Below are 20,937 nucleotides of genomic sequence, written 5' to 3'. Positions count from 1 at the left end.
ATGACCGTGAAAGCGGCACTCAAGTCCCAGGCAGTCGAGACACCGTCCTGGGCGTACGGCAACTCCGGCACACGCTTCAAGGTCTTCGCGCAGCCGGGGGTGCCGCGCACGCCCCAGGAGAAGCTGGACGACGCCGCCCGGGTGCACGAGCACACCGGCGTGGCGCCGTCCGTCGCGCTGCACATCCCCTGGGACCGGGTGGAGGGCGCCGACGGCTACGCGGCGCTCGCGGCGTATGCGAAGGAGCGGGGCCTCGCCCTCGGCGCGATCAACGCGAACGTCTTCCAGGACGACGACTACAAGCTGGGCTCGGTCACCCACCCGGACCCGGCGGTGCGGCGCAAGGCGCTGGCGCACCTCCTGGAGTGCGTCGACATCATGGACGCCACCGGCTCGCGGGACCTGAAGCTCTGGTTCTCCGACGGCACCAACTACCCCGGCCAGGACGACGTGCGCGAGCGCCAGGACCGGCTGGCCGAGGCGCTCGCCGCGGTGTACGAGCGCCTCGGCGAGGGGCAGCGGATGCTGCTGGAGTACAAGCTCTTCGAGCCGGCGTTCTACCACACCGACGTGCCGGACTGGGGCACGGCGTACGCGCACTGCCTGCGCCTGGGCGACCGGGCGCAGGTGGTCGTGGACACCGGGCACCACGCGCCGGGCACCAACATCGAGTTCATCGTCGCGGTGCTGCTGCGGGAGGGGAAGCTCGGCGGCTTCGACTTCAACTCCCGCTTCTACGCCGACGACGACCTGATGGTCGGCTCCGCCGACCCGTTCCAGTTGTTCAGGATCATGTACGAGGTCGTACGGGGCGGGGGCCTCGGGCCCGACGTGGCGTTCATGCTCGACCAGTGCCACAACATCGAGCCGAAGATCCCCGCGATCATCCGCTCGGTGATGAACGTCCAGGAGGCCACCGCCAAGGCGCTGCTCGTCGACCGCGAGGCGCTGGCCGCCGCGCAGCGCGAGGGCGACGTGCTGGCCGCCAACGCCGTGCTGATGGACGCCTACAACACGGACGTACGGCCGCTGCTGGCCGAGGTGCGCGAGGAGATGGGGCTCGACCCGGACCCGATGGCCGCGTACCGGCGCTCGAGGTGGGCCGAGCGGATCGTCGCGGAGCGGGTCGGCGGCACGCAGGCCGGGTGGGGCGCGTGAGCGGGGGGCCCGGCGCGTACGACCCGGTGGCAGACCTGCTGGCGCGGGCGCACCGGCTGGGGTCGGACCCGCGCAACACCAACTACGCGGGCGGCAACGCCTCCGCGAAGGGCACCGCGACCGACCCGGTGACCGGGGGCGGCGTGGAGCTGATGTGGGTCAAGGGCTCCGGCGGCGACCTCGGCACGCTCACGGCCGCGGGCCTGGCGGTGCTGCGGCTGGACCGGCTGCGGGCGCTGGCGGGCACGTACCCGGGGGTGGAGCGCGAGGACGAGATGGTGGGCGCGTTCGACTACTGCCTGCACGGTCGCGGTGGTGCCGCGCCCTCGATCGACACCGCCATGCACGCGCTGGTCGGCGCCCCGCACGTCGACCACCTGCACCCCGACTCGGGCATCGCCCTGGCCTGCGCCGCGGACGGCGAGGAGCTGACCCGGCGGTGCTTCGGCGAGCGCGTGGTGTGGGTGCCGTGGCGGCGGCCCGGCTTCCAGCTCGGCCTGGACATCGCGGCCGTGTACGAGGCGCACCCCGAGGCGATCGGGGTGGTACTCGGCGGCCACGGCATCACGGCGTGGGGGGCGGACTCCGCGGAGTGCGAGCGCAACTCGCTGGAGATCATCCGGACCGCCGAGCGGTTCCTCGCCGAGCAGGGGCGGCCCGACCCGTTCGGCCCGCCCGTCGAGGGCTACGGGCCGCTGCCCGCCGCCGAACGCCGCGAGCGGGCCGCCGCGCTGGCGCCGGTCGTCCGCGGGCTGGCCTCCACCGACCGGCCGCAGGTGGGGCACTTCACCGACACCGACGCCGTGCTGGACTTCCTGGCGCGGGAGGAGCATCCGCGGCTCGCCGCGCTGGGCACCTCCTGCCCGGACCACTTCCTGCGCACCAAGGTCGGCCCGCTGGTCCTGGACCTGCCGCCGGACGCGCCGGTGGCCGAGGCCGTCGCACGGCTGCGGGAACTGCACGCCGCCTACCGCGACGACTACCGCGCCTACTACGAGCGCCATGCCGACGACGGCTCGCCGCCCATGCGCGGCGCCGACCCGGCGATCGTCCTCGTCCCCGGCGTCGGCATGTTCAGCTTCGGCAAGGACAAGCAGACGGCCCGGGTGGCGGGCGAGTTCTACGTCAACGCGATCAACGTGATGCGCGGAGCCGAGGCCGTGTCCTCCTACGCCCCCATCGCCGAGGCGGAGAAGTTCCGCATCGAGTACTGGGAGCTGGAGGAGGCCAAGCTGCGCCGCATGCCGCCGCCGAAGCCGCTGGCGGCCCGGGTGGCGCTGGTCACCGGCGCGGGCTCCGGCATCGGCCGGGCCATCGCCCAGCGGCTGGCCGCGGAGGGCGCGTGCGTCGTCGTCGCCGACCGGGACGCGGCGGGCGCCGAGGCGGTCGCCGCCGGACTGGGCGGGCCCGACAGGGCCGTCGCGGCGGTGGTGGACGTGACCGACGAGGAGCAGATCGCGGCGGCCTTCCGAGCCGCGGTGCTCGCCTTCGGCGGCGTGGACCTCGTCGTCAACAACGCCGGGATCTCGGTCTCCAAGCCGCTGGCGGAGACCACGGCGGCGGACTGGGACACCCAGCACGCCATCATGGCGCGCGGCTCGTTCCTCGTCTCCCGCGAGGCGGCGCGGGTGCTGGCCGCGCAGGGCATGGGCGGCGACATCGTCTACATCGCCTCCAAGAACGGCGTGGTCGCCGGGCCGAACAACATCGCGTACGGGGCCGCAAAGGCCGACCAGGCGCACCAGGTCCGGCTGCTCGCCGCGGAGCTGGGTGAGCTGGGCGTACGCGTCAACGGCATCAACCCCGACGGCGTCGTGCGCGGCTCCGGTATCTTCGCCGGCGGCTGGGGCGCCCGGCGGGCGGCGGTGTACGGGGTCCCGGAGGAGAAGCTCGGCGAGTTCTACGCCCAGCGGACGCTGCTGAAGCGGGAGGTGCTGCCGGAGCACGTGGCGAACGCGGTGTTCGCGCTGACGGCCGGCGAGCTGAGCCACACGACCGGGCTGCACGTCCCCGTGGACGCGGGCGTGGCCGCGGCGTTCCTGCGGTGAGCGGGGCGTACGGGCGGCCGGCGGCGGGCGGCGGCGCGGGCGACGGCTCGGGCGACGGGGAATCGCTGCCGTTCGCGGCCGTCGACCTCGGCGCCGCCAGCGGGCGCGTGATGCTGGGCCGCGCCGGCGGCGGCGAGCTGCACATCGAGGAGGTGCACCGCTTCCCCAACCGCCCCGTACGGCTGGCCGGCACGCTCCACTGGGACGTCCTCGCGCTCTACGCGGGCGTGCTGGACGGCCTGCGCGCCGCGGGCCGGCGGTCGGGGGGCCGGCTCGCGGGCGCCGGCGTCGACTCCTGGGCGGTCGACTACGGCCTGCTCGACGCCTCCGGCGCGCTCGTCGGCAACCCGGTGCACTACCGCGACGCGCGCACCGAGGGCATGGCGGCGAAGCTCGACGCGGTGCTGCCGGCGGCGGAGCTGTACCGGGCGACGGGCCTGCAGCGCCTGCCGTTCAACACCGTCTACCAGCTCCTCGCCGCCCGCGGCACCCCCGCGCTGGCCGCGGCCCGGCGCCTGCTGCTCGTCCCCGACCTCGTCGCGTACTGGCTGACGGGCGAGGCGGGCACCGAGCTCACCAACGCCTCCACCACGGCGCTGGTCGACCCGCGCACGGGCGTGTTCTCGCGCCGCGTCGCCGAGGCCGCGGGCATCGACCTCGGGCTCTTCCCGCCGCTGCGCCGCCCCGGCGATCCCGCGGGCGAGCTGCTGCCCGCGGTGCTGGAGGAGACGGGCCTGACCGGGCCGGTGCCGGTGACCGCGGTCGGCTCGCACGACACCGCCTCGGCAGTCGTCGGCGTACCGGCGCGGGACGCGGACTTCGCGTACATCGCCACCGGCACCTGGTCGCTCGCCGGCGTCGAACTGACCGCCCCCGTGCTCACCGAGGAGAGCCGCGCCGCCAACTTCACCAACGAGCTGGGCGTGGACGGCACCGTGCGCTACCTGCGCAACATCATGGGCCTGTGGCTGCTCCAGGAGTGCCTGCGAGCCTGGGACGCCGAGGGGCACCCGTACGAGCTGGACGCGCTGCTGGCCGGCGCCGCCGCGGCGCCCCCGCTGCGCTCGTACGTGGACGCCGGCGACCCGGCGTTCCTGGCTCCGGGCCGGATGCCGGAGCGGATCGCGGCGGCGTGCCGGCGGGCGGGACTACCGGAGCCGCGGTCCGCGGCGGAGACCGTGCGCTGCGTGCTGGACTCGCTCGCCCTGGCGCACCGCCGCGCCGTGGCCGACGCGCAGCGGCTCTCGGGACGTACGGTGCGCGTGGTGCACGTCGTCGGCGGCGGTGCGCGCAACGGGCTGCTGTGCCGGCTGACGGCGGACGCCTGCGGGCTGCCGGTGGTGGCGGGACCCGTGGAGGCGGCGGCGCTCGGCAACGTCCTCGTGCAGGCGCGGGCGGCCGGCGCGATCGACGGCACCCTTTCAGACCTCCGATCTCTGCTTCACAGAACGCAGTCGCTGAGGGAGTATGAACCCGGCGGCGGCTCATCGGCCTGGGAGGAAGCGGAATGCGCGTTGCGCTCTTCGTGACGTGTGTCAACGACACGCTCTATCCGCACACCGGGCGCGCCGTCGTGACCCTGCTGGAGCGGCTGGGGGTGACGGTCGACTTCCCGCTCGCGCAGTCCTGCTGCGGACAGGTGCAGTTCAACACCGGATACCGGCAGGAGACCCGGCCGCTCGCGCGCCGCTACGCGGACGTCTTCGCCGACTACGAGTACGTCGTGACGCCGTCCGGCTCGTGCGCGGCGATGGTCCGCGACAACTATCCGCGGCTCGACGAGCCCGCCGCGGCGGCCGTCGCGCCGCGCACGTACGAGCTGACGGAGTTCCTCACCGACGTCCTCGAAGTGACCGACGTCGGCGCGTACTACCCGCACACGGTCACCTATCATCCGACCTGTCACGGGCTGCGCGTGCTGGGCCTCGGTGACCGGCCGCGGCAACTGCTGGAGCACGTGAAGGGGCTGACGCTGCGCGAGCTGGCGGGCGCGGACGAGTGCTGCGGGTTCGGCGGCACGTTCTCGCTGAAGAACCCGGCGGTCTCGGCCGCGATGGGCGCCGACAAGGCCCGGCACGTGGAGGACTCGGGCGCGGATGCCGTGTGCGCGGCGGACAACTCCTGTCTGATGCACATCGGCGGCACGCTGGCCCGCCGCGGCTCGCCGGTCCGGCCGGTGCACATCGCGGAGATCCTGGCGAGCACGGAGGGGGACGTCCGGTGACCGGCACCCGCGGCAGCGCAGAGAGTTCCAAAACAGCACAGACGGCACAGACAGCGGGGCCCGGGGACGCCCGGACGTTCCTGGGCATGCCGCGCGGGCGCCCCGCGGCCTTCCCGCGGGCCGCCGCCGCGGCCACCGCCGACGCCACCCTGCGCGCCAACCTCACCCACGCCACGCACACCATCCGCGGCAAGCGCGCGGCGGCCGTCGCCGAACTCGCCGACTGGGACCGGCTGCGCGCGGCGGGCGCCGCCATCAAGGACGACACGCTGCGCCACCTGGACCGCTATCTGGAGCAGTTGGAGGCGGCGGTGACCGCCGCGGGCGGGCACGTGCACTGGGCCGTCGACGCCGCGGAGGCCAACGCGATCGTCACCCGGCTGGTGCGGGAGACCGGCGCCGACGAGGTGGTCAAGGTCAAGTCGATGGCCACGCAGGAGATCGGGCTGAACGAGGCGCTGGCGGCGGCCGGCATCCGCGCGTACGAGACGGACCTCGCCGAGCTGATCGTGCAGCTCGCCGACGACGAGCCGTCGCACATCCTGGTCCCCGCCATCCACAAGAACCGCGGCGAGATCCGCGACGTCTTCCGCGACCGCATGGGCGACTGGGGCCGCCCCGCGCCCGCCGGGCTCGGCGACCGGCCCGCGGAACTGGCCGAGGCGGCGCGGCTGCACCTGCGGGAGAAGTTCCTCGGCGCCCGGGTCGCCGTCTCCGGGGCGAACTTCATGGTCGCCGAGACGGGCACGCTGGTGGTGCTGGAGTCCGAGGGCAACGGCCGGATGTGCCTCACGCTGCCGCAGACGCTGATCTCCGTCGTCGGCATCGAGAAGGTGGTGCCGACCTGGCGCGATCTGGAGGTCTTCCTCCAACTGCTGCCGCGCTCCTCGACCGCCGAGCGGATGAACCCGTACACGAGCACCTGGACCGGCCCCGCCGAGGACGACGGGCCGCGCGACTTCCACCTCGTCCTGCTCGACAACGGGCGCACCGACACGCTGGCCGACCGGGTCGGACGCCAGGCGCTGCGGTGCATCAGGTGCTCGGCGTGCCTCAACGTCTGCCCGGTGTACGAGCGCGCCGGCGGGCACGCGTACGGCTCCGCCTACCCGGGCCCGATCGGGGCGATCCTCACCCCCCAACTGCGTGGCACCGCCAGCGCGCTGGACGCCTCGCTGCCGTACGCCTCGACGCTGTGCGGGGCGTGCTACGAGGTGTGTCCGGTCGCGATCGACATCCCCGAGGTGCTGGTGCACCTGCGCACGCGGGTCGCGGAGGGCGGCGCGTACACGGTGCGCGGGACGAAGGCAGTGATCAAGCCGGCGAAGGGGCACGCCGCGGAGCGGGCCGCGATGCGCGCGGCGCGCTGGACGATGGCCCACCCGCGCGCCTGGGGCGCGGTGCTGCGCACCACCACCGGCACCCGGCGGCTGCACCCGCGCCGGCTTCCGGGCCCGGGAAAAGCGTGGTCGGCGAGCCGGGAGCTGCCGACGGTGCCGCCGGAGTCGTTCCGCGCCTGGTGGCGGCGCACCCGGGGAGCGGGCTCGTGAGGGGAAGGGATACGCCGTGAGCAGCAGGGAGACGATCCTCGCGCGGGTACGGGCCGCCACCCGCGACGCCGCGGGCACACCCGGGCCGCCGGTGCCGCGCGACTACCTGCGCGTGCACGGCGACCGCTCCCCCGCCGAGTCCGCGGACCTGCTCGCGGAGAACCTCGCCGACTACCGCGCCCTCGTGCACCGTACGGACGCGGCCGGCCTGCCGGAGCTGCTGGCGCGGCTGTTCGCCGAGCGGGGCACGCGGACCCTGCTCGTACCGGACGGGCTGCCGCCGGCCTGGACCGCCGCGGTCGACGCCGACCGCGTGCCCGACCGGGCCGCCGCAACCGCCCGGGAGCTGGACGCCGTCGACAGCGTGCTGACGGGCTGCGCGCTGGCCGTCGCGGAGACGGGCACACTCGTGCTGGACGCCGGGCCCGGCCAGGGCAGGCGGCGGATCACGCTGATCCCCGACCACCACGTGTGCGTGGTGCGGGTGCCGGAGCAGGTGGTGGACTCGCTGCCGCAGGCGATGGAGCGGCTGGACCCGGCCCGGCCGCTGACGTGGATCTCCGGGCCGTCGGCGACCAGCGACATCGAGCTGGACCGGGTGGAGGGGGTGCACGGGCCGCGGACGCTGGAGGTCGTGCTCGTCACAGACTGACACCCCGTCAGCCGGCCCTGTTCTCCCGAAGCGACGGCGAAGTGACATGTCGTGTTCCGCGACGGCGGTCAGGTAGCGGGCCAGGGTGGTGAGAATCCCGGCGGACCCGGAGTCCCAGTAACACCGTGGCACGATCAGCTCCGCGGGGACGTCCTGCGGCATCAGGGCCGGGAATCCGGCGAGTTCCTCCCCCTGCCAGACCGCGTGGCCGAGGTCGAAGCCCAGCGCCGAGCGTCCTGTGGCGAGGGGCCGCTCGTCGCCGGTGGCCCGGTGCAGCATCAGCAGGAAAAGGGCGATGCCGCTCCCACCGCGGGCGCACCCGAGCGGGATGTCACCGTTCCGGTCACGCCAGTGTGCACCGCCAGGGCCCGGCCGCGCCGTGGAGGACGTCGGGGGTCCTCATGAGCAGCTCGTGACGCCGTGCGTCGCGCATGATCAGGACGGCGTCGTCCGAGTGGCCCAGTTCGTGAAGCACCCACGCGATGCCCGCCTGCCCGGCGTACAAGCCCGGGGATACTGCTCGTTCGTCACCTTCTTCCGCGTCGTCCACGCCACCGGTTCCGGGGGCGCCTCTCCGCACATGCGGCTGAACGCGTGCAGGACGCCGGCCGCGCCGTGCGCGACCGACGGCGGATTGGTCTCGAAGGCGGTCAGGTCGCCGGGGATCAGCCGGTCATCCCGCTCCGGGTCGACCGTGCGTTCCAGGTAGGCCAGGGCGGCCGCGCGGGTTTCCTTGACCAGGCGTCGCGCGCGGTCCGGCGGGCCGGGGAGGGATGACGGCGCGGCGGGCTCCGTCCTGACCGGCGTACGGGACAGTTCCTCGACGACGGTGGCGATGCCCGGGGCCTCGGCGGGAAGGGGGTCCGTCAGCTCGTCGAGGAGGCGGACGAAGCGGCGGGAGACGCATCCCGGCGAGACGGCTCGGCGCTCTCAGGTGATCCGCTCCAAGGCCCAGCCCAGCACGCCGCCGAGCAGCAGCACCACCAGGGCCAGCGTGGTGATCGTCGCGTACGCCGCCCGTTTCACGCGGTTCCGCACGGTGCGCGGGTCTCTCAGGTACGCGCGCCACGCGGCGTTCCGCATGGGCTTGGTGAGGGCGCGGACGGCCAGGAGGGCCCGGGGGCGCAGGGGGAGCAGGCGGAGCGACTCCCTGGTGAGCTGGCGAAGGGACCTCCAGGCGCTGCCGGAGGTCTTCCGGTCCTTCTTGAGCTCCCGCAGCAGTCCGTTGTCCGTCGGCTCCCGCAACTGGTGCAGGTGGCGGTACATCCAGTCACGGTGGTCCTCGCCCTCCGGTGCCTCGGCGCGCAGGATCGCGTCGTGGAGGCGTTCCTCCCACGACCGGCGCTCGGCGGGGGGCAGGCCGAACAGGCGCAGCAGGTGGTGGGCGGCGTCCAGGCGTCCCCAAGTGAAGTCCGAGGCACGCCAGGGGGCGTGGACGAAGGCGCCGAAGTGCCCGAAGCGCAGCCCGTACAGCTTGCGGGCGCCGATGTCGGCGAACCTGTCCTCGTTGAACAGCGGGCTCATGGCGTCGGGCCCGAGCCGCAGGAAGTCGAAGCCCGGGCCGAGGGGTTCGACCATGGCCTGCGGCGAGGCGAAGGCGCGGGTGAGGACGTCGACGGCCAGGCACACCTGCACGGCGCCCGTCGCGTCTTGCCAGCCGCCCTGCCCCGCCGCCCGGAGTGCTTCGGTGTAGTCCTGCGCCGCCTCGGCTACGAGGGCACCGAGTTGCTGGGGGATCCGCATCAGGGTGAAGGTCTGCTGGATGAGTTCGGCCGCCTCCTCGTCGGGCAGGGTGTCGGCGCGCTCGGCCGGGACGCGCCGCCGCACCTCCTCGCGGACGGCGGCGTTGACGGCCAGCGCCTTCGTCAGCCCCGCGCTGACCCGCGTGGCGCCGCGGGCCAGCGCCCTGCGCTGCTCATGGCTCAGCTCGATGTGGGCGCGGGGCAGATCCCGCAGGTTGTCCTGGAGGCTCTGCAGGACGCGTTCGCAGGTGCCCAGTCCCCAGCGCCAGCCATCGGCCCAGGGCTGGGACAGCTCCCGTTCCGAGTCCCGCGGCACCCACAGGGGGTCGCCGTTCAGGACGGCCTCGATGGGGCCGGAGGCCGGCTCCGGGTCGCGCGCCAGCGTGGTGACCGACCGGGCGTCGGCGAGTTCCCTGCGGAGTTCGGCCAGCACGCCCCGGACACGGTTGCGGCGGTACTCGGGCAGCGCCCTGCCGGCCATGTCCATGAGGGTGCCGGCCAGGCGCGGGTCCAGGCGGGCGCGCTCGAACAGCCCGAGCTGCGTGTCCTTCGCGTCTCCCGCGACGCGCCGCCAGACTTCCTCCGTGCCGGATCGCAGATCCGCCTCGCTTCGGTAGCTCATGGCGCTGATCCCGACCCTCATCCACGGGGTGTCCTCGCATTGCTCGGCGCCGGCCTTCTCCCGTCCGAGCCGCCCGGCCGTCGGGACGACGAACACCAGCACTCGCCGCACGGGCTTGTTCGCGAGCGGACGCCGGGTGATCGTCTCAAGGACCGGCAGGAAGGGGGCGTTGTTGAGGATGCCGCCGTCGATGACGCAGCTCGCCCGGTCGTTGCGGGAGAGTTGGGGAATCTCCCGGTTGTCGATCAGGCACCGCTCGCTGATGGGCGAGAACGCGACGGGGAAACTTGCGGTGGCCCGGGCGGCCGTGACCAGGTGGTCGGTCCTGTGCCGGTTGAAGTCGTTCACCTCGTGGGGCATGAATCGCCAGGTCACGCCGGGCTCGGCGCATCGCTCCTCGCGGTCGCCGTCGCCGTCGCCGCTCCTCGCGTAGCGCAGTCTCGTCTCGCAGGCGAAGCGGTAGAGGCGGCGGTGGTCGCGGACGTCGAAGTGGTTGCCGAAGCCGTCCGTGTAGGAGCGTGGAAGCCCGTCCAGCGCGGTGGCCGTGACGAACAGCGTGACCGGCTGCGGCGGCCTCACGCCCGCGTCGCTCTCGCCGATCCGCCGCACCTCGGCCTCGATCTTCTCGCGGAAGGCGTGGCCACTGAGCAGGCTCGGCTCCGAGGGGTTTCCCCGGAGCTGTTCCAGGGCGGCGGACCGCTCCCAGACGTCGCGCAGGCGCGGCAGCGCCGCCCGGCGGCCCAGTGCGGTGGCCAGGATCAGGCCGTTCAGGCCGCCCGCCGAGGTGCCGGAGACGATGTCCACGAGGAACTCGCTCCTCGCCTGGTCCGTCAGCTCGCGCCAGAGCGCCAGGACGCCGGCGTCCTTGCCGGCCGGGACGCGCTTGCGGTCCCCTCGCGACGCCTGGCACAGCAGGTCCAACTCGTGGGTGACGCCGCCCATCCACACGGCGAGGCTGACCCCGCCGTTCATCACCAGGGCGACGCGTGTCTGGGTGTCGCCCGACGGGCTCGACGCGGGCGGCGTGGTCGGCGGGACGGGGCTCGGCTCGCTGTGCGGCGTTGCGGGCGCCATGTGGCGACCGTAGACCGGGCCACCGGCGCCCGGCGCGCGGTGCTGCGCCGGGCGGGGGGCGGGTGGCACCCGGATGGCCCCGCCCGGGGGGCGGTGGCCCGCCGGTGCCGGGACGGAGCCGCCTGAGAGCGCGAGAGTACCGCCGGCCGGCCTTTCGCCGCCTACCACATGGCGTACACCCCTTCGGAACTTCAGCAGCAGCGCGAACCCCCACGGGTCGCCCCCGACTTGTGCTGCAGAGCGCTCCTCGTCACTTCGCCGTAGCTCCGGGAGACACAGGACCCGGTCGCCTGCCGCCACCAGAGTTGTACACCTCTGGCAACCCGCCGGGCCCCTGGTCGCCTCCCCCGCGGTCGGTTAGCTTCTCCGCCATGCCGAGACCTTCCGCACCGTCCCGCCGTACGCTCCTGACGGGCACCGCCGCCGGCGCGGCCGCCCCCCTGCTCGCCGGCGCCGCACCCGGCGGGGCAGCCGCCGCGCACGCTCGCGGCGGCGGGCGGCCCGGCGAGGTGCTGACCGGCGCCGACGCCGCCGCCGCGCAGGGCTGGTCCCTGCTGCGCGACCGCCGGCTGGGCATCGTCAGCAACCCGACCGGCGTCCTGCGCGACACCCGCCACGTCGTCGACTCCATGCACGCCTCCGGCACCCTCGACATCGCCGGCGTGTTCGGCCCGGAACACGGATTCCGCGGCAGCGCGCAGGCCGGGGAGGCCGAGCCGGAGACCATCGACCCGCGCACGGGCCTGACGGTCTACGACGCGTACGGCGCGAACGCCGCGAAGATGGCCGAGCTGTTCACCAAGGCCGGTGCGGACACGATCGTCTTCGACATCCAGGACGTCGGCGCGCGCTTCTACACCTACATCTGGACCATGTACCACGCGATGGTCGCCGCCCGCGACACCGGCGCCGCCTTCGTCGTCCTCGACCGCCCCAACCCGATCGGCCGCCGTGCCGACGGCGCGATGATGACCCCGGGCTTCACCTCCGGCGTGGGCCTCAAGCCGATCGTCCAGCAGCACGGCATGACGGTCGGCGAGCTGGCCCGCTACTTCAACGGCGAACTGCTGCCGGACGAGGGCGCCGGCGGCCGGGTGGAGCTGGAGGTGGTACGGGTACGGGGCTGGGACCCGGAGTCGTACGCCCAGGACAACGACCTGCCCTGGGTGCCGCCGTCGCCGAACATGCCGACCGCCGACACGGCGCTGGTGTACGCGGGCACCTGCTTCTTCGAGGGCACCAACCTCTCCGAGGGCCGCGGCACCACGCGCCCGTTCGAGTGGATCGGCGCGCCGTACCTGGACTACCACTACAGCGACCGGCTCAACGCGCGCGACCTGCCGGGGGTGGAGTTCCGCGAGGCGTACTTCGTGCCGACGTTCGGCAAGCACGAGGGCGAGACGTGCGCCGGCGTGCAGGTGCACGTCGTCGACCGGCGGCACTACGAGCCGGTGACCGCGGCGGTGGCGATGCTCGTGGAGGCGAGGCGTTACGCGGAGTTCGCCTGGCGGCAGGACAGTTGGGATCCCCAGCGGCCGTTCTGGATCGACAAGCTGTCGGGCTCGCCGCGGATGCGCACGATGATCGACGAGGGCCGGGACGTGGCCGAGGTCGTGGCGGCCTGGCGGGAGGAACTGGCCGACTTCGCCCGGCGCCGCCGGCGCCACCTCCTCTACCGCTGACGGCACCCCCGGGGCCCGCGCCGCGGCGGGCCCCGGCGGCCCGCGGGTGGTTAAGATCACGCGTATGCCCGCACGCTTCAAGGATCTCGCGCTGGACGCCCGGGACCACCAGGCGCTCGCCGACTGGTGGTGCGCCGCCCTGGGCTACGCCCGCCGGCAGGACCCCGGCGAGCCGCGGCCGGCCGAGTGGCCGGTGCCCATCCACGACCCGGCCGGGCGCGGCCCGCTGATCTGGGTCAATCCCGTCCCGGAGGAGAAGACGGTCAAGAACCGGATACACCTCGACGTCTGGGGTGCCCCGGAGGAGCTGCTGGCGCTGGGCGCGACGATGGTCCGCCGGCGGGACGACGAGATCGGCTGGCACGTCATGGCCGACCCCGAGGGCAACGAGTTCTGCGTCTTCGAGAAGGAGCGGTGACGACCGCGCTGCGGGCGAGGTACGCCGCGTACGACTGGCGGCCGGTGACCGACGGCATGTCGGGCGCCGGGGTGTGGCGGCTCAGCGGGCCCGGCGAGCTGTTCGTGAAGACCGCGGCGGAGGAGGAGCACGCCGGGCCCGGGGCAGGTCTGCGGCACGAGGCGGCGTGCGCCGGATGGCTGCGGGCACAGGGACTGCCCGCGCCCGAGGTGGTCGACGCCGGGGCGGCGGACGGGACGGCGTGGCTGGTGACCGAGGCGCGGCCGGGGCGGTCGCTCGCCGAACCGTGGCCGGAGCACCTGCGGGGCGCAGCCGTCGAGGCGCTGGCACGGTTCGCCCGCCGACTGCATGGACTACCGGTCGACGGCTGCCCGTTCGTCCGGGACCTGGCGGTGACGGTGCCTCTCGCGGGCGCGGCGGTCGCCGCCGGGCTCGTGGACGAGGGGGACTTCGACGCCGAGCGGCGCGGCCGGAGCGCCGCCGGCCTCCTCGCCGAGCTGGAGCGCACCCGCCCCGCAGCCGAGGACCTCGTCGTCTGCCACGGCGACCTGTGCGCGCCGAACGTGCTGGTCGACCCCGGGACGCTGGAGGTCTCCGGCGTCATCGACCTGGGCCGCCTCGGCGTCGCCGACCGGCACCTGGACCTCGCCCTGGCCTTCCGCAGCCTCGCGGACGAGAACCTGAACCCGCAGCACGGCCCGGCGGCGGCCGAGCTGTTCCTGCGCGCGTACCGCGCGGCGGGTGCGGACGAGGTCCGCGTCGACCCGGCGCGGATGGAGTTCTACACCCTGCTGGACGAGTTCTTCTGACGGGCCGTCACGGCCGGTCTGCCGCCCCCGCGGGCGGCCCGGGCGGGTCCGGCGGCGCGCCCGCCAGCTCGACGTCGTGCGGCACCCGCGCCCGCTCCACCGCGAACACGGCGAGCGCGTCCCAGGGCTCCGCACAGGCCCGCTGCGCCGTCTTGCCGGCGGGCACCGCGAACAGGCCCTGCTCGGCGGAGCTGCGCAGTTCGGCGGAGTCCGCCCGGGTGCACCCGGTGCGCCAGGCGAAGGCGACCAGCGCCTCGGTCCCCAAGTGCCGCCCGGCCGGACGGCCCGGGCCCCTGCCGCCCCGGGCCGCCGACGGGAAACGGTCCGCGAAGGCGGCGAGGTCCGCGCGCGAGCGCAGCACCGTACGCACCGGCTCGTACCCGTGACCGGACTCGAAGTGCACCAGGACCGCGCCCGGCACCGGCGCCCCCGCGCTCCGCTCCTCGTCCCCCAGCACCGCCCACACCCCGCTGACCAGCAGCAGCCCGGCCACGACCGCGCCGATCGCGATCAGCCGCGAGCCCCGCGGCAGGCGCCCGCCCGAGGTCCGTGCGCGCGCGTGGGTATCGGCCCGTCCTCGTCGCCGGTGGAGAACCACAGCCCGCTCAGCTCCTCGTTCGCGGTTCGCGTGTCACCCATGCCGACCCAGTGTGCTGCCCGCCGCCGGGGACGGTCCCCGGGCGGGCGGCCCGGGAGCGCACGCTCCCTGCGCTCGCCGGTCGGGGTCGGTGACGGCGCTGGTCAGTAGACTGGCGGGCACCGAAGAGGAGGCGAGTGGGGTGGCCGGTACGCGGGTGGACGGGCGGGTCGAGCGGGGCAACCAGACGCGCCGGCTCGTGCTGCGCCGGACGATGGACATCGCCTCGGTGGAGGGCCTGGAAGGGCTGTCGCTGGGCCGGATCGCGGGTGAGCTGGGGCTGAGCAAGAGCGGGGTCTTCGCGCTCTTCGGCTCCAAGGAGGAGCTGCAGCTCGCGACGGTACGGGCCGCGGGGGCGGTGTTCGCCAAGGCCGTGGTGGTGCCCGTGCAGGACCGGCCGCCGGGGGTCGGCAGGCTGCTGGCGCTCTGCGCCCACTGGCTGCGCTACTCGCGCGAGCGCGTCTTCCCCGGCGGCTGCTTCTTCTACGGCGCGGCGGCGGAGTTCGCCTCCCGCAGCGGCCCCGTGCACGACGCGGTGGCGGCGGCGCACCGCGACTGGGCGGCGTACGTGGCGCGCACGGCCGAGGAGGCCCGGACCGCCGGCGAGCTGCGGCCGGAGACCGACCCGGCCGGGCTCGCCTTCGAGCTGATCGCGCTGCTGGAGCACGCCAACCTGCTGTCGCTGCTGCACGGCGCGCCGGACGCGTACGACCTCGCCGCCACCGCCGTCGTGACACGGCTGCGCGCGGCGGCCGCGGACCCGGACTCAGTCCCGGACGCGCTCCCCGGCTGAGACGAACTCCAGCGCCGTGCGCACCACCTCCGGGTCCGCCAGGATCCGCCGGTGGCCGAGGCCGCTGGTGCGGTGCTGCCGGACCTGATCGCCGTAGGCGGCGGCGGTCTTGTCGGCCTGCGCGGCCGCGACCATGCGGTCCTTCTCGTCGTGGATCAGGAGGATCGGCAGGGTGACCTCGGCCGGCCGGTAGGTGACGTCGAAGCGCCGCCACAGGTCGTGCTCGCCGGGGAACATGTCGATCTCGATGCGCCGCCGCAGCGCGGCCTTCACCCGCGGGCCGAGCCCGAGGCCGGCGCAGAAGACGTCGACGACGTGGTCGAAGTCGGCGACGCCGGAGACGACGACCAGCCGGTCCGCCGCCGCGGCGCCGCGCAGCGCGAGGAAGGCGGCGGAGCCGCCGAGGGAGTGCGCGACGACGGCCTCGAACCTGCCGTGCTCCTCGTACAGCCGCGCGATGATCTCGCGGTACTCCAGCACGGTCGTGCGCCGCCCCGCGGAGGCGCCGTGGGCGGGGGCGTCGAAGGAGACGGGCGTGTAGCCGGCGGCACGCAGGGCGGTGACGTACGGCGCGAAGTGCGCCGCCCGGGAGCGCCAGCCGTGCACGAGCAGCACGGGCCGTTCGCCGTCGCCCCAGCAGTACGTGACGACGTTCTTGCCGGCCACGGTGAGGCTGCCGGTGAACGCGCCGTCGAGCAGCCGGCGTTCGGCGTCCTCGACGGAGCGGTCGGCGCGCGGATAGCGGTAGAGGACGAGGGCGCCGCGGCCGGCGAGGCCGGGGAGGACGGCGGCGGTGGCGTTGAGGACCTTGCCTGTGAGCGCGGTGACGACAGGTTTCATGGGCAGAAGATAGCACGATCGTTCGCTTAGTTTTAGCGGCAGGCGGGGGGACGTACCGGCACCCGGCATCCGGCAGTTGGGCGCGGGCACGCCCGCGGCCACCCGGGAATCCCGCCGCGGCGGGGCCACCGACTTCCGGACCCGCCACCGCACCACCGAGGCGGTAATTCCCGTCACCCACACCGGCTTCCATTATTCGATGGCCATAACGCCGCGTTATGTAAGCGATTTCTGCACCAGGGTCGCGGAACATGAATTTCCGGATGCCGAACTCCCAGCTCAGCGCGGGTATTTCAGGGTTCGCCAATTCCCGCGTCCGCCCGTGCACTGTTTACGTGCCACGCGGCTCGTGTTTACGATCCCGCCATCCCCTTCCGCGTATCCACGCCGAAGTCCCCATGGGAGGAAGACGCGAATGAACGGACGAATGCGCACCATATTGCGCCTCGGCGGCTTAACGACCGCCGTGGCGGCCCTGCTGTCGATGTCGGGTGCTGCCGTGGCCGCCGGCGGCTCCGAGCCCGCGCCCCCGCCGAGCACGCGGATCGTGGGCGGCCAGCCGGCCTCCGAGACGTACTCCTTCATGGCCTCCCTGCAGAGCGCGTCGGGCGGCCACACCTGCGGCGGCAGCCTGGTCGACCCGAGCTGGGTCGTCACCGCCGCGCACTGCGGCACCCCGTACCAGGTGCGGATCGGCACCACCGACCGCACCGCGGGCGGCGAGGTCCGCCGCGTCGTCGAACGCCGCCAGCTCGCCGCCGACATGACCCTGCTGCGGCTCGCCACCCCGTCGACGAAGACGCCCGTCCCCATCGCCGCCTCCGCGCCGCCCGGCTCGGCGACCCGGCTGATCGGCTGGGGCCAGACCTGCCCGACCCGCGGCTGCGGCGCCCCGCCCGTGGGGCTGCGGCAGCTCGACACCACGGTCCTGGGCGACTCCTCCTGCGGCGGCATCCAGGGCGCGTACGAGCTGTGCGTGAACGGCGGCGGCGGCCGGGGCGCGTGCTACGGCGACTCCGGCGGCCCGGCGGTCGTCGGCGGCCCGGGCGACTGGCGTCTCGTCGGTGCCACGAGCCGCGGCACGGCCGGGACCTGCGCCGTCTCGCCGGCGATCTACGGCGACGTGACGTCGGTGAAGTCCCGGATCGACGCCATCATCGGCGGCGTCCGCTGACCTGAGGCCCCCCGGTCGGACCTGTCACCGACCGGGGATGCCCGGGGCGCGCGCCGGGCGGCCGAGACGTACCGGGACGCCCGGCGAGTACAGGACGCTGACCGGGTCGGCGGCGGGCGCGGGCAGGCCCGCCGCCGCGACCAGGTCCTCCTCGCACTCGATCAGCTCGGCGCGGTGCAGCGGCCAGCGTGGGTGCTCGTTGGGCAGGTAGCCCGTCCTGCCGAAGAAGGCCCGGTGCAGCCCCCAGCGCGCGGTGAGGAAGTGCTCGAGACCGCTCGCCTCGCCGACGCGCTCACCCGGGCGCACCGTCAGGCGGCTGGACGCGCCGCGCGGTCCCGGCCAGCGGCGGGCACTCGTGTAGGCGACGGTGTCGCCGGCCCGGCTGACGGACATCCGCGACCACACGTACGGCAGCCCGAAGCCGAGCCGCCCCAGCACCACGGGGACCAGCCGGGCGGCGTCCAGCGACCGGAACACGACGCCGCGCCGCCCGTGCGCGTCGACCGAGTACAGGCGCACGTTGGTCTCCGGGAAGCTGCCGAGGTACGGCACGGGGGGCAGCCGCAGCCAGCCGACGCGGTCCATCCGGAACGCGATGAGCCCGACGTACGTGAGCCCGTCATAGGTGTCCGGCACCGTGCCGCGGGGCAGCAGCGGCGCCACGGCGGCCGGCTCGGCGGCCCAGTGGACGAACGTCAGGTCCAGCCACTGCTGGGTGAGCAGCGGGGAACGTACGGCATGCGGGGCGTCGGGCGTGACGGGCGCGGAGTTCTGCACGCCGCCAGGATCGCAGCGTCCGCCCCGCGGCGGACGACCGGACCCCGGCGGCGGGCCGCCGCGGGCGGGGGGTCAGGAGAGCCAGTCGCGGTAGCGGGTGGTGGCGAGGCGCGCGTCGGGCCCGGCGATGAGGACGTCGCCGGGGACCGCGGCGAACATGCCCGCGGCGGCGTCGGTGACGACGGTGCGGTCGTCGGAGCGGGCGGCCAGGGTGACCCGGCCGAGTTCGTCGAGGGTGAAGACCTCGGGTCCCGCGACGTTGAGGATGCCGTTCAGCGGGCTGCCGGCGGCGACCTCGGCGACGGTGTCGGCGACGTCCTGCGCGGCGATCGGCTGGATGGGGGTGGCCGGCAGCCGGACGGTGTCGCCCTCGGTGGTCCAGGACATGGTCGCGTCCATGAACTCCATGAACTGGGTGGCCCGGACGATCGAGTACGGGATCGGTCCGGCGGTGAGGAGCTCCTCCTGGAGGGCCTTGGCCCGGTAGTAGACGAGGTCGGGCACCTGGTCCACGCCGACGATGGAGAGGATCACCGCGTGCCGCACCCCGGCCTTCTGCGCGGCGGCCAGCAGGTTCTCCATCGAGGTGCGGAAGAAGTCCGGGGAGGCGTCGTCGAACGTCGGCGAGTTCGTCAGGTTGACGACGACGTCGGCGCCGGACAGCGCCTCCTCCAGGCCCTGGCCGCTGATCACGTCGACGCCCGAGGACAGCGAGTGCGGCACCGCCTCGTGGCCGCCCGCGTTCAGCTTCTCCACCACTTTGGAGCCGATGAGACCAGTGCCGCCGATCACTGCGAACTTCATGGGTCACCTTTCGTCCACCGGGGCGAGATCACCCCGCTGCAGACGAGTCTTGACCAGCACAAGAGCGGATGCAAGCGCACTCGGGGCCGTGCGGCCGAGCGCTGCGCCGGGTGCGGCCGGGGTTCCGGGCGCACCGTACGCGCGGCCGGCGGCCGGCAGTCCGGTGGCCTGCTGCCCACCTCCCCGTCACTGACATTTTCCCCGGGTGACACCGGTTCGACGAGCAGACCGGGACATTGCGCGGGACTTCGCAAATCCGCACAACCCTCCGCTCCGTCCGCGGGTCTCCTCAGCGCCGACTGACCGGCGATCCCAGGCGACCGACCCCCCGTCACCGGCAGCGGGCCCATCCGACCGGATGCGCCACCCGCATCCCCGCACGCTCCAGGAGACACCCATGTCCGAGCGGCTCCGCATCGCCTTAGCAACCGCCACCGCCGCCGCGCTCACCGGCGGCCTGTTCGCCGTCGCCGCCGCGCCCGCGACGGCCGACGCCGCCCGCCCCGTCGCCGACCTCAACGGCGGCCTGCCCGACCTCGTCGTCTCCGCGCCCGGCGCCCACGTCGGCGGCCACAGCGCCGCCGGGCAGATCGTCGCCCACTACGGCTCCGCCGCCGAGCGCGCCCGGGCCGGCCTGTCCGCCGAGCACTCGCACACCTTCAGCCAGGACAGCAACGGCGTCCCCGCGAACGCCGAGGCCGACGACGCCTGGGGCGAGGCCGTCGCGACCGGTGACTTCGACGGCGACGGCCTGTCCGACGTGGCCGTCGGCGCCCCCGGCGAGGACATCACCGGGGACCCCGGCAACGGGGTCGTGCAGATCCTGTGGGGCGCCGGCGGCGGTCTGTCCCGCAGCGTCACGCTGGCCGACCCGCGGCCGTCGAAGCACGACCAGTTCGGCCGCACGCTCGAAACCGGCGACTTCGACGGCGACGGCACGACCGACCTCGCGGTCGGCTCCGCGACCAACGCCGTCGACGTCTTCCGCGGCCCCTTCGACAAGTCCACCGGCACCTACGACTCCCGCTACGTCGTCGCGCCGAACATCCGCAGCGGTGCGGGGGACGGCGGCGGTGCGAAGCACCTGCGCGCCGGCGACGTCAACGGCGACGGCATGGACGACCTCGTCGTGGCCGGCCTCGGCCCGGACTACTACGACACCAACCGCTTCCTGCCCGGTTCGGCCGACGGCCTGACCAGGACCGGCGAGGTGGCACTCCCCGCGGGCACCGCCACCGACATCGGCGACCTGAACTCCGACGGCTACGGCGACGTCGTCACCGGCCTGGCCCACGACGCGTTCGGCGACGGCGGCCACCCCGACGGCGTCCTCGGCGGGGGCGTCAGCATCACCTACGGTTCCGCCGCCGGGCCCGACCGGATCACCCGCTTCGACCAGGACACCCCGGGCGTCGAAGGCGTCTCCGAGGAGGGCGACGGCTTCGGCTCCGACCTGCACCTCGGCGACATCGACGGCGACGGCCACCTCGACCTGGCCGTGGGCGCGCCGTACGAGGACAGGGGCAGCATCGCGGACACGGGCACCGTCACCGTGCTCTACGACCTGCACGCCGGCGAGGGTGCCCACACCAGCGAGCTCCTGCACCAGAACGCCCCGGGCGTCCCCAACGACAACGAGGCGGACGACGTCTTCGGCGCCGAGGTGCACGTCGGCGACCACAACGGCGACCGCAAGGACGACGTGACCGTCGGCTCGCCCGGCGAGAACGACGGCAACGGCATGGTCCACTCCCTGCGCTCCGACGGCACGACCGCGGGCGGCATCGGCGCGTCCGCCATCTACCCGCCCGACCTGGGCATCTCCATCGACGGCTCGCCGCGCTACGGCACCCGCTTCGGCGGCTGACCGCGGGCGGGACACCGGAACCCGGCCGCGGCGGCGGCCGGGTGACCGGTGACCGGTGACCGTGCG

Annotated in this window: 18 protein-coding genes; 12 read left to right on the top strand and 6 right to left on the bottom strand. The window is 74.5% G+C overall.

The window, feature by feature from the left end:
* From rhaI to O7599_RS35065, 6 genes are all read left to right on the top strand, one after another.
* Positions 1-1,158, top strand: a complete 1,158-nt coding sequence (gene rhaI, locus O7599_RS35090; protein ID WP_281619641.1) for an L-rhamnose isomerase — start codon at positions 1-3, stop codon at positions 1,156-1,158.
* On the top strand, positions 1,146-3,206 hold the full coding sequence (locus tag O7599_RS35085; protein WP_281619640.1) for a bifunctional aldolase/short-chain dehydrogenase: 2,061 nt from the start codon (positions 1,146-1,148) through the stop codon (positions 3,204-3,206). Before rhaI ends, O7599_RS35085 begins: the two co-directional genes overlap by 13 nt.
* Complete coding sequence (locus O7599_RS35080) at positions 3,203-4,735, top strand: rhamnulokinase family protein (protein ID WP_281619639.1); 1,533 nt, start codon at positions 3,203-3,205, stop codon at positions 4,733-4,735. The genes O7599_RS35085 and O7599_RS35080 overlap by 4 nt, the downstream gene beginning before the upstream one ends.
* Entirely contained in the window at positions 4,714-5,430 is a 717-nt protein-coding gene (locus tag O7599_RS35075; RefSeq protein WP_281619638.1) for a (Fe-S)-binding protein, read from the top strand. Before O7599_RS35080 ends, O7599_RS35075 begins: the two co-directional genes overlap by 22 nt.
* A gap of 86 nt (positions 5,431-5,516) precedes the next feature.
* The gene (locus O7599_RS35070; RefSeq protein WP_281619637.1) at positions 5,517-6,980 is read left to right on the top strand and encodes a lactate utilization protein B; all 1,464 of its coding nucleotides are present in this window, start codon (positions 5,517-5,519) and stop codon (positions 6,978-6,980) included.
* A gap of 16 nt (positions 6,981-6,996) precedes the next feature.
* Positions 6,997-7,632 (top strand): lactate utilization protein C, encoded by a 636-nt coding sequence (locus O7599_RS35065; RefSeq protein ID WP_281619636.1) that lies wholly within the window; start codon positions 6,997-6,999, stop codon positions 7,630-7,632.
* A 930-nt stretch (positions 7,633-8,562) separates the two neighbouring features.
* Here O7599_RS35065 and O7599_RS35060 read toward each other — a convergent pair.
* The gene (locus O7599_RS35060) at positions 8,563-11,070 is read right to left on the bottom strand and encodes a DUF3376 domain-containing protein (protein ID WP_281619635.1); all 2,508 of its coding nucleotides are present in this window, start codon (positions 11,068-11,070) and stop codon (positions 8,563-8,565) included.
* Positions 11,071-11,441: 371 nt separating this feature from the next.
* Here O7599_RS35060 and O7599_RS35055 point away from each other — a divergent pair, with 371 nt between their 5' ends.
* The 3 genes from O7599_RS35055 (at position 11,442) to O7599_RS35045 (ending at position 13,979) form a co-directional block, all read left to right on the top strand.
* Complete coding sequence (locus O7599_RS35055) at positions 11,442-12,752, top strand: DUF1343 domain-containing protein (protein ID WP_281619634.1); 1,311 nt, start codon at positions 11,442-11,444, stop codon at positions 12,750-12,752.
* 64 nt (positions 12,753-12,816) lie between these two features.
* On the top strand, positions 12,817-13,170 hold the full coding sequence (locus O7599_RS35050) for a VOC family protein (RefSeq protein WP_281619633.1): 354 nt from the start codon (positions 12,817-12,819) through the stop codon (positions 13,168-13,170).
* On the top strand, positions 13,167-13,979 hold the full coding sequence (locus O7599_RS35045; RefSeq protein WP_281619632.1) for an APH(3') family aminoglycoside O-phosphotransferase: 813 nt from the start codon (positions 13,167-13,169) through the stop codon (positions 13,977-13,979). Before O7599_RS35050 ends, O7599_RS35045 begins: the two co-directional genes overlap by 4 nt.
* A gap of 7 nt (positions 13,980-13,986) precedes the next feature.
* On the opposite strand, the gene O7599_RS35040 is transcribed toward O7599_RS35045, so the two are convergent.
* Positions 13,987-14,472, bottom strand: coding sequence for a hypothetical protein (locus tag O7599_RS35040; RefSeq protein WP_281619631.1), 486 nt, complete (start codon positions 14,470-14,472; stop codon positions 13,987-13,989).
* 17 nt (positions 14,473-14,489) lie between these two features.
* Positions 14,490-14,618 (bottom strand): hypothetical protein, encoded by a 129-nt coding sequence (locus O7599_RS35035; protein ID WP_281619630.1) that lies wholly within the window; start codon positions 14,616-14,618, stop codon positions 14,490-14,492.
* A 140-nt stretch (positions 14,619-14,758) separates the two neighbouring features.
* Between O7599_RS35035 and O7599_RS35030 the strand changes: the two genes are divergently transcribed.
* Positions 14,759-15,409: a TetR/AcrR family transcriptional regulator gene (locus O7599_RS35030; RefSeq protein ID WP_281619629.1), complete on the top strand. Its 651-nt coding sequence runs from the start codon at positions 14,759-14,761 to the stop codon at positions 15,407-15,409.
* Here the strand turns inward: O7599_RS35030 and O7599_RS35025 are convergent.
* Entirely contained in the window at positions 15,383-16,249 is an 867-nt protein-coding gene (locus O7599_RS35025) for an alpha/beta hydrolase (RefSeq protein WP_281619628.1), read from the bottom strand. The genes O7599_RS35030 and O7599_RS35025 overlap by 27 nt on opposite strands.
* A 427-nt stretch (positions 16,250-16,676) precedes the next feature.
* Between O7599_RS35025 and O7599_RS35020 the strand changes: the two genes are divergently transcribed.
* A complete protein-coding gene (locus tag O7599_RS35020; RefSeq protein WP_281619627.1) occupies positions 16,677-17,423 on the top strand; it encodes a trypsin-like serine protease in 747 nt (248 codons plus the stop codon).
* Between the two features lie 24 nt (positions 17,424-17,447).
* On the opposite strand, the gene O7599_RS35015 is transcribed toward O7599_RS35020, so the two are convergent.
* Both O7599_RS35015 and O7599_RS35010 read right to left on the bottom strand, forming a co-directional pair.
* Positions 17,448-18,200: a DUF2071 domain-containing protein gene (locus O7599_RS35015; protein ID WP_281619626.1), complete on the bottom strand. Its 753-nt coding sequence runs from the start codon at positions 18,198-18,200 to the stop codon at positions 17,448-17,450.
* 72 nt (positions 18,201-18,272) lie between these two features.
* Complete coding sequence (locus tag O7599_RS35010) at positions 18,273-19,004, bottom strand: NAD(P)H-binding protein (protein ID WP_281619625.1); 732 nt, start codon at positions 19,002-19,004, stop codon at positions 18,273-18,275.
* A 397-nt stretch (positions 19,005-19,401) separates the two neighbouring features.
* Here O7599_RS35010 and O7599_RS35005 point away from each other — a divergent pair, with 397 nt between their 5' ends.
* The gene (locus O7599_RS35005) at positions 19,402-20,871 is read left to right on the top strand and encodes an FG-GAP-like repeat-containing protein (RefSeq protein ID WP_281619624.1); all 1,470 of its coding nucleotides are present in this window, start codon (positions 19,402-19,404) and stop codon (positions 20,869-20,871) included.
* Positions 20,872-20,937: the final 66 nt, after the last annotated feature.

The sequence above is a fragment of the Streptomyces sp. WMMC500 genome, from assembly GCF_027497195.1.
In the GTDB taxonomy this organism is placed as follows: Bacteria; Actinomycetota; Actinomycetes; order Streptomycetales; family Streptomycetaceae; genus Streptomyces.
The sequence above is the reverse complement of the archived record's forward strand: the minus strand, read 5'-3'. Positions and strand labels throughout refer to the sequence as shown.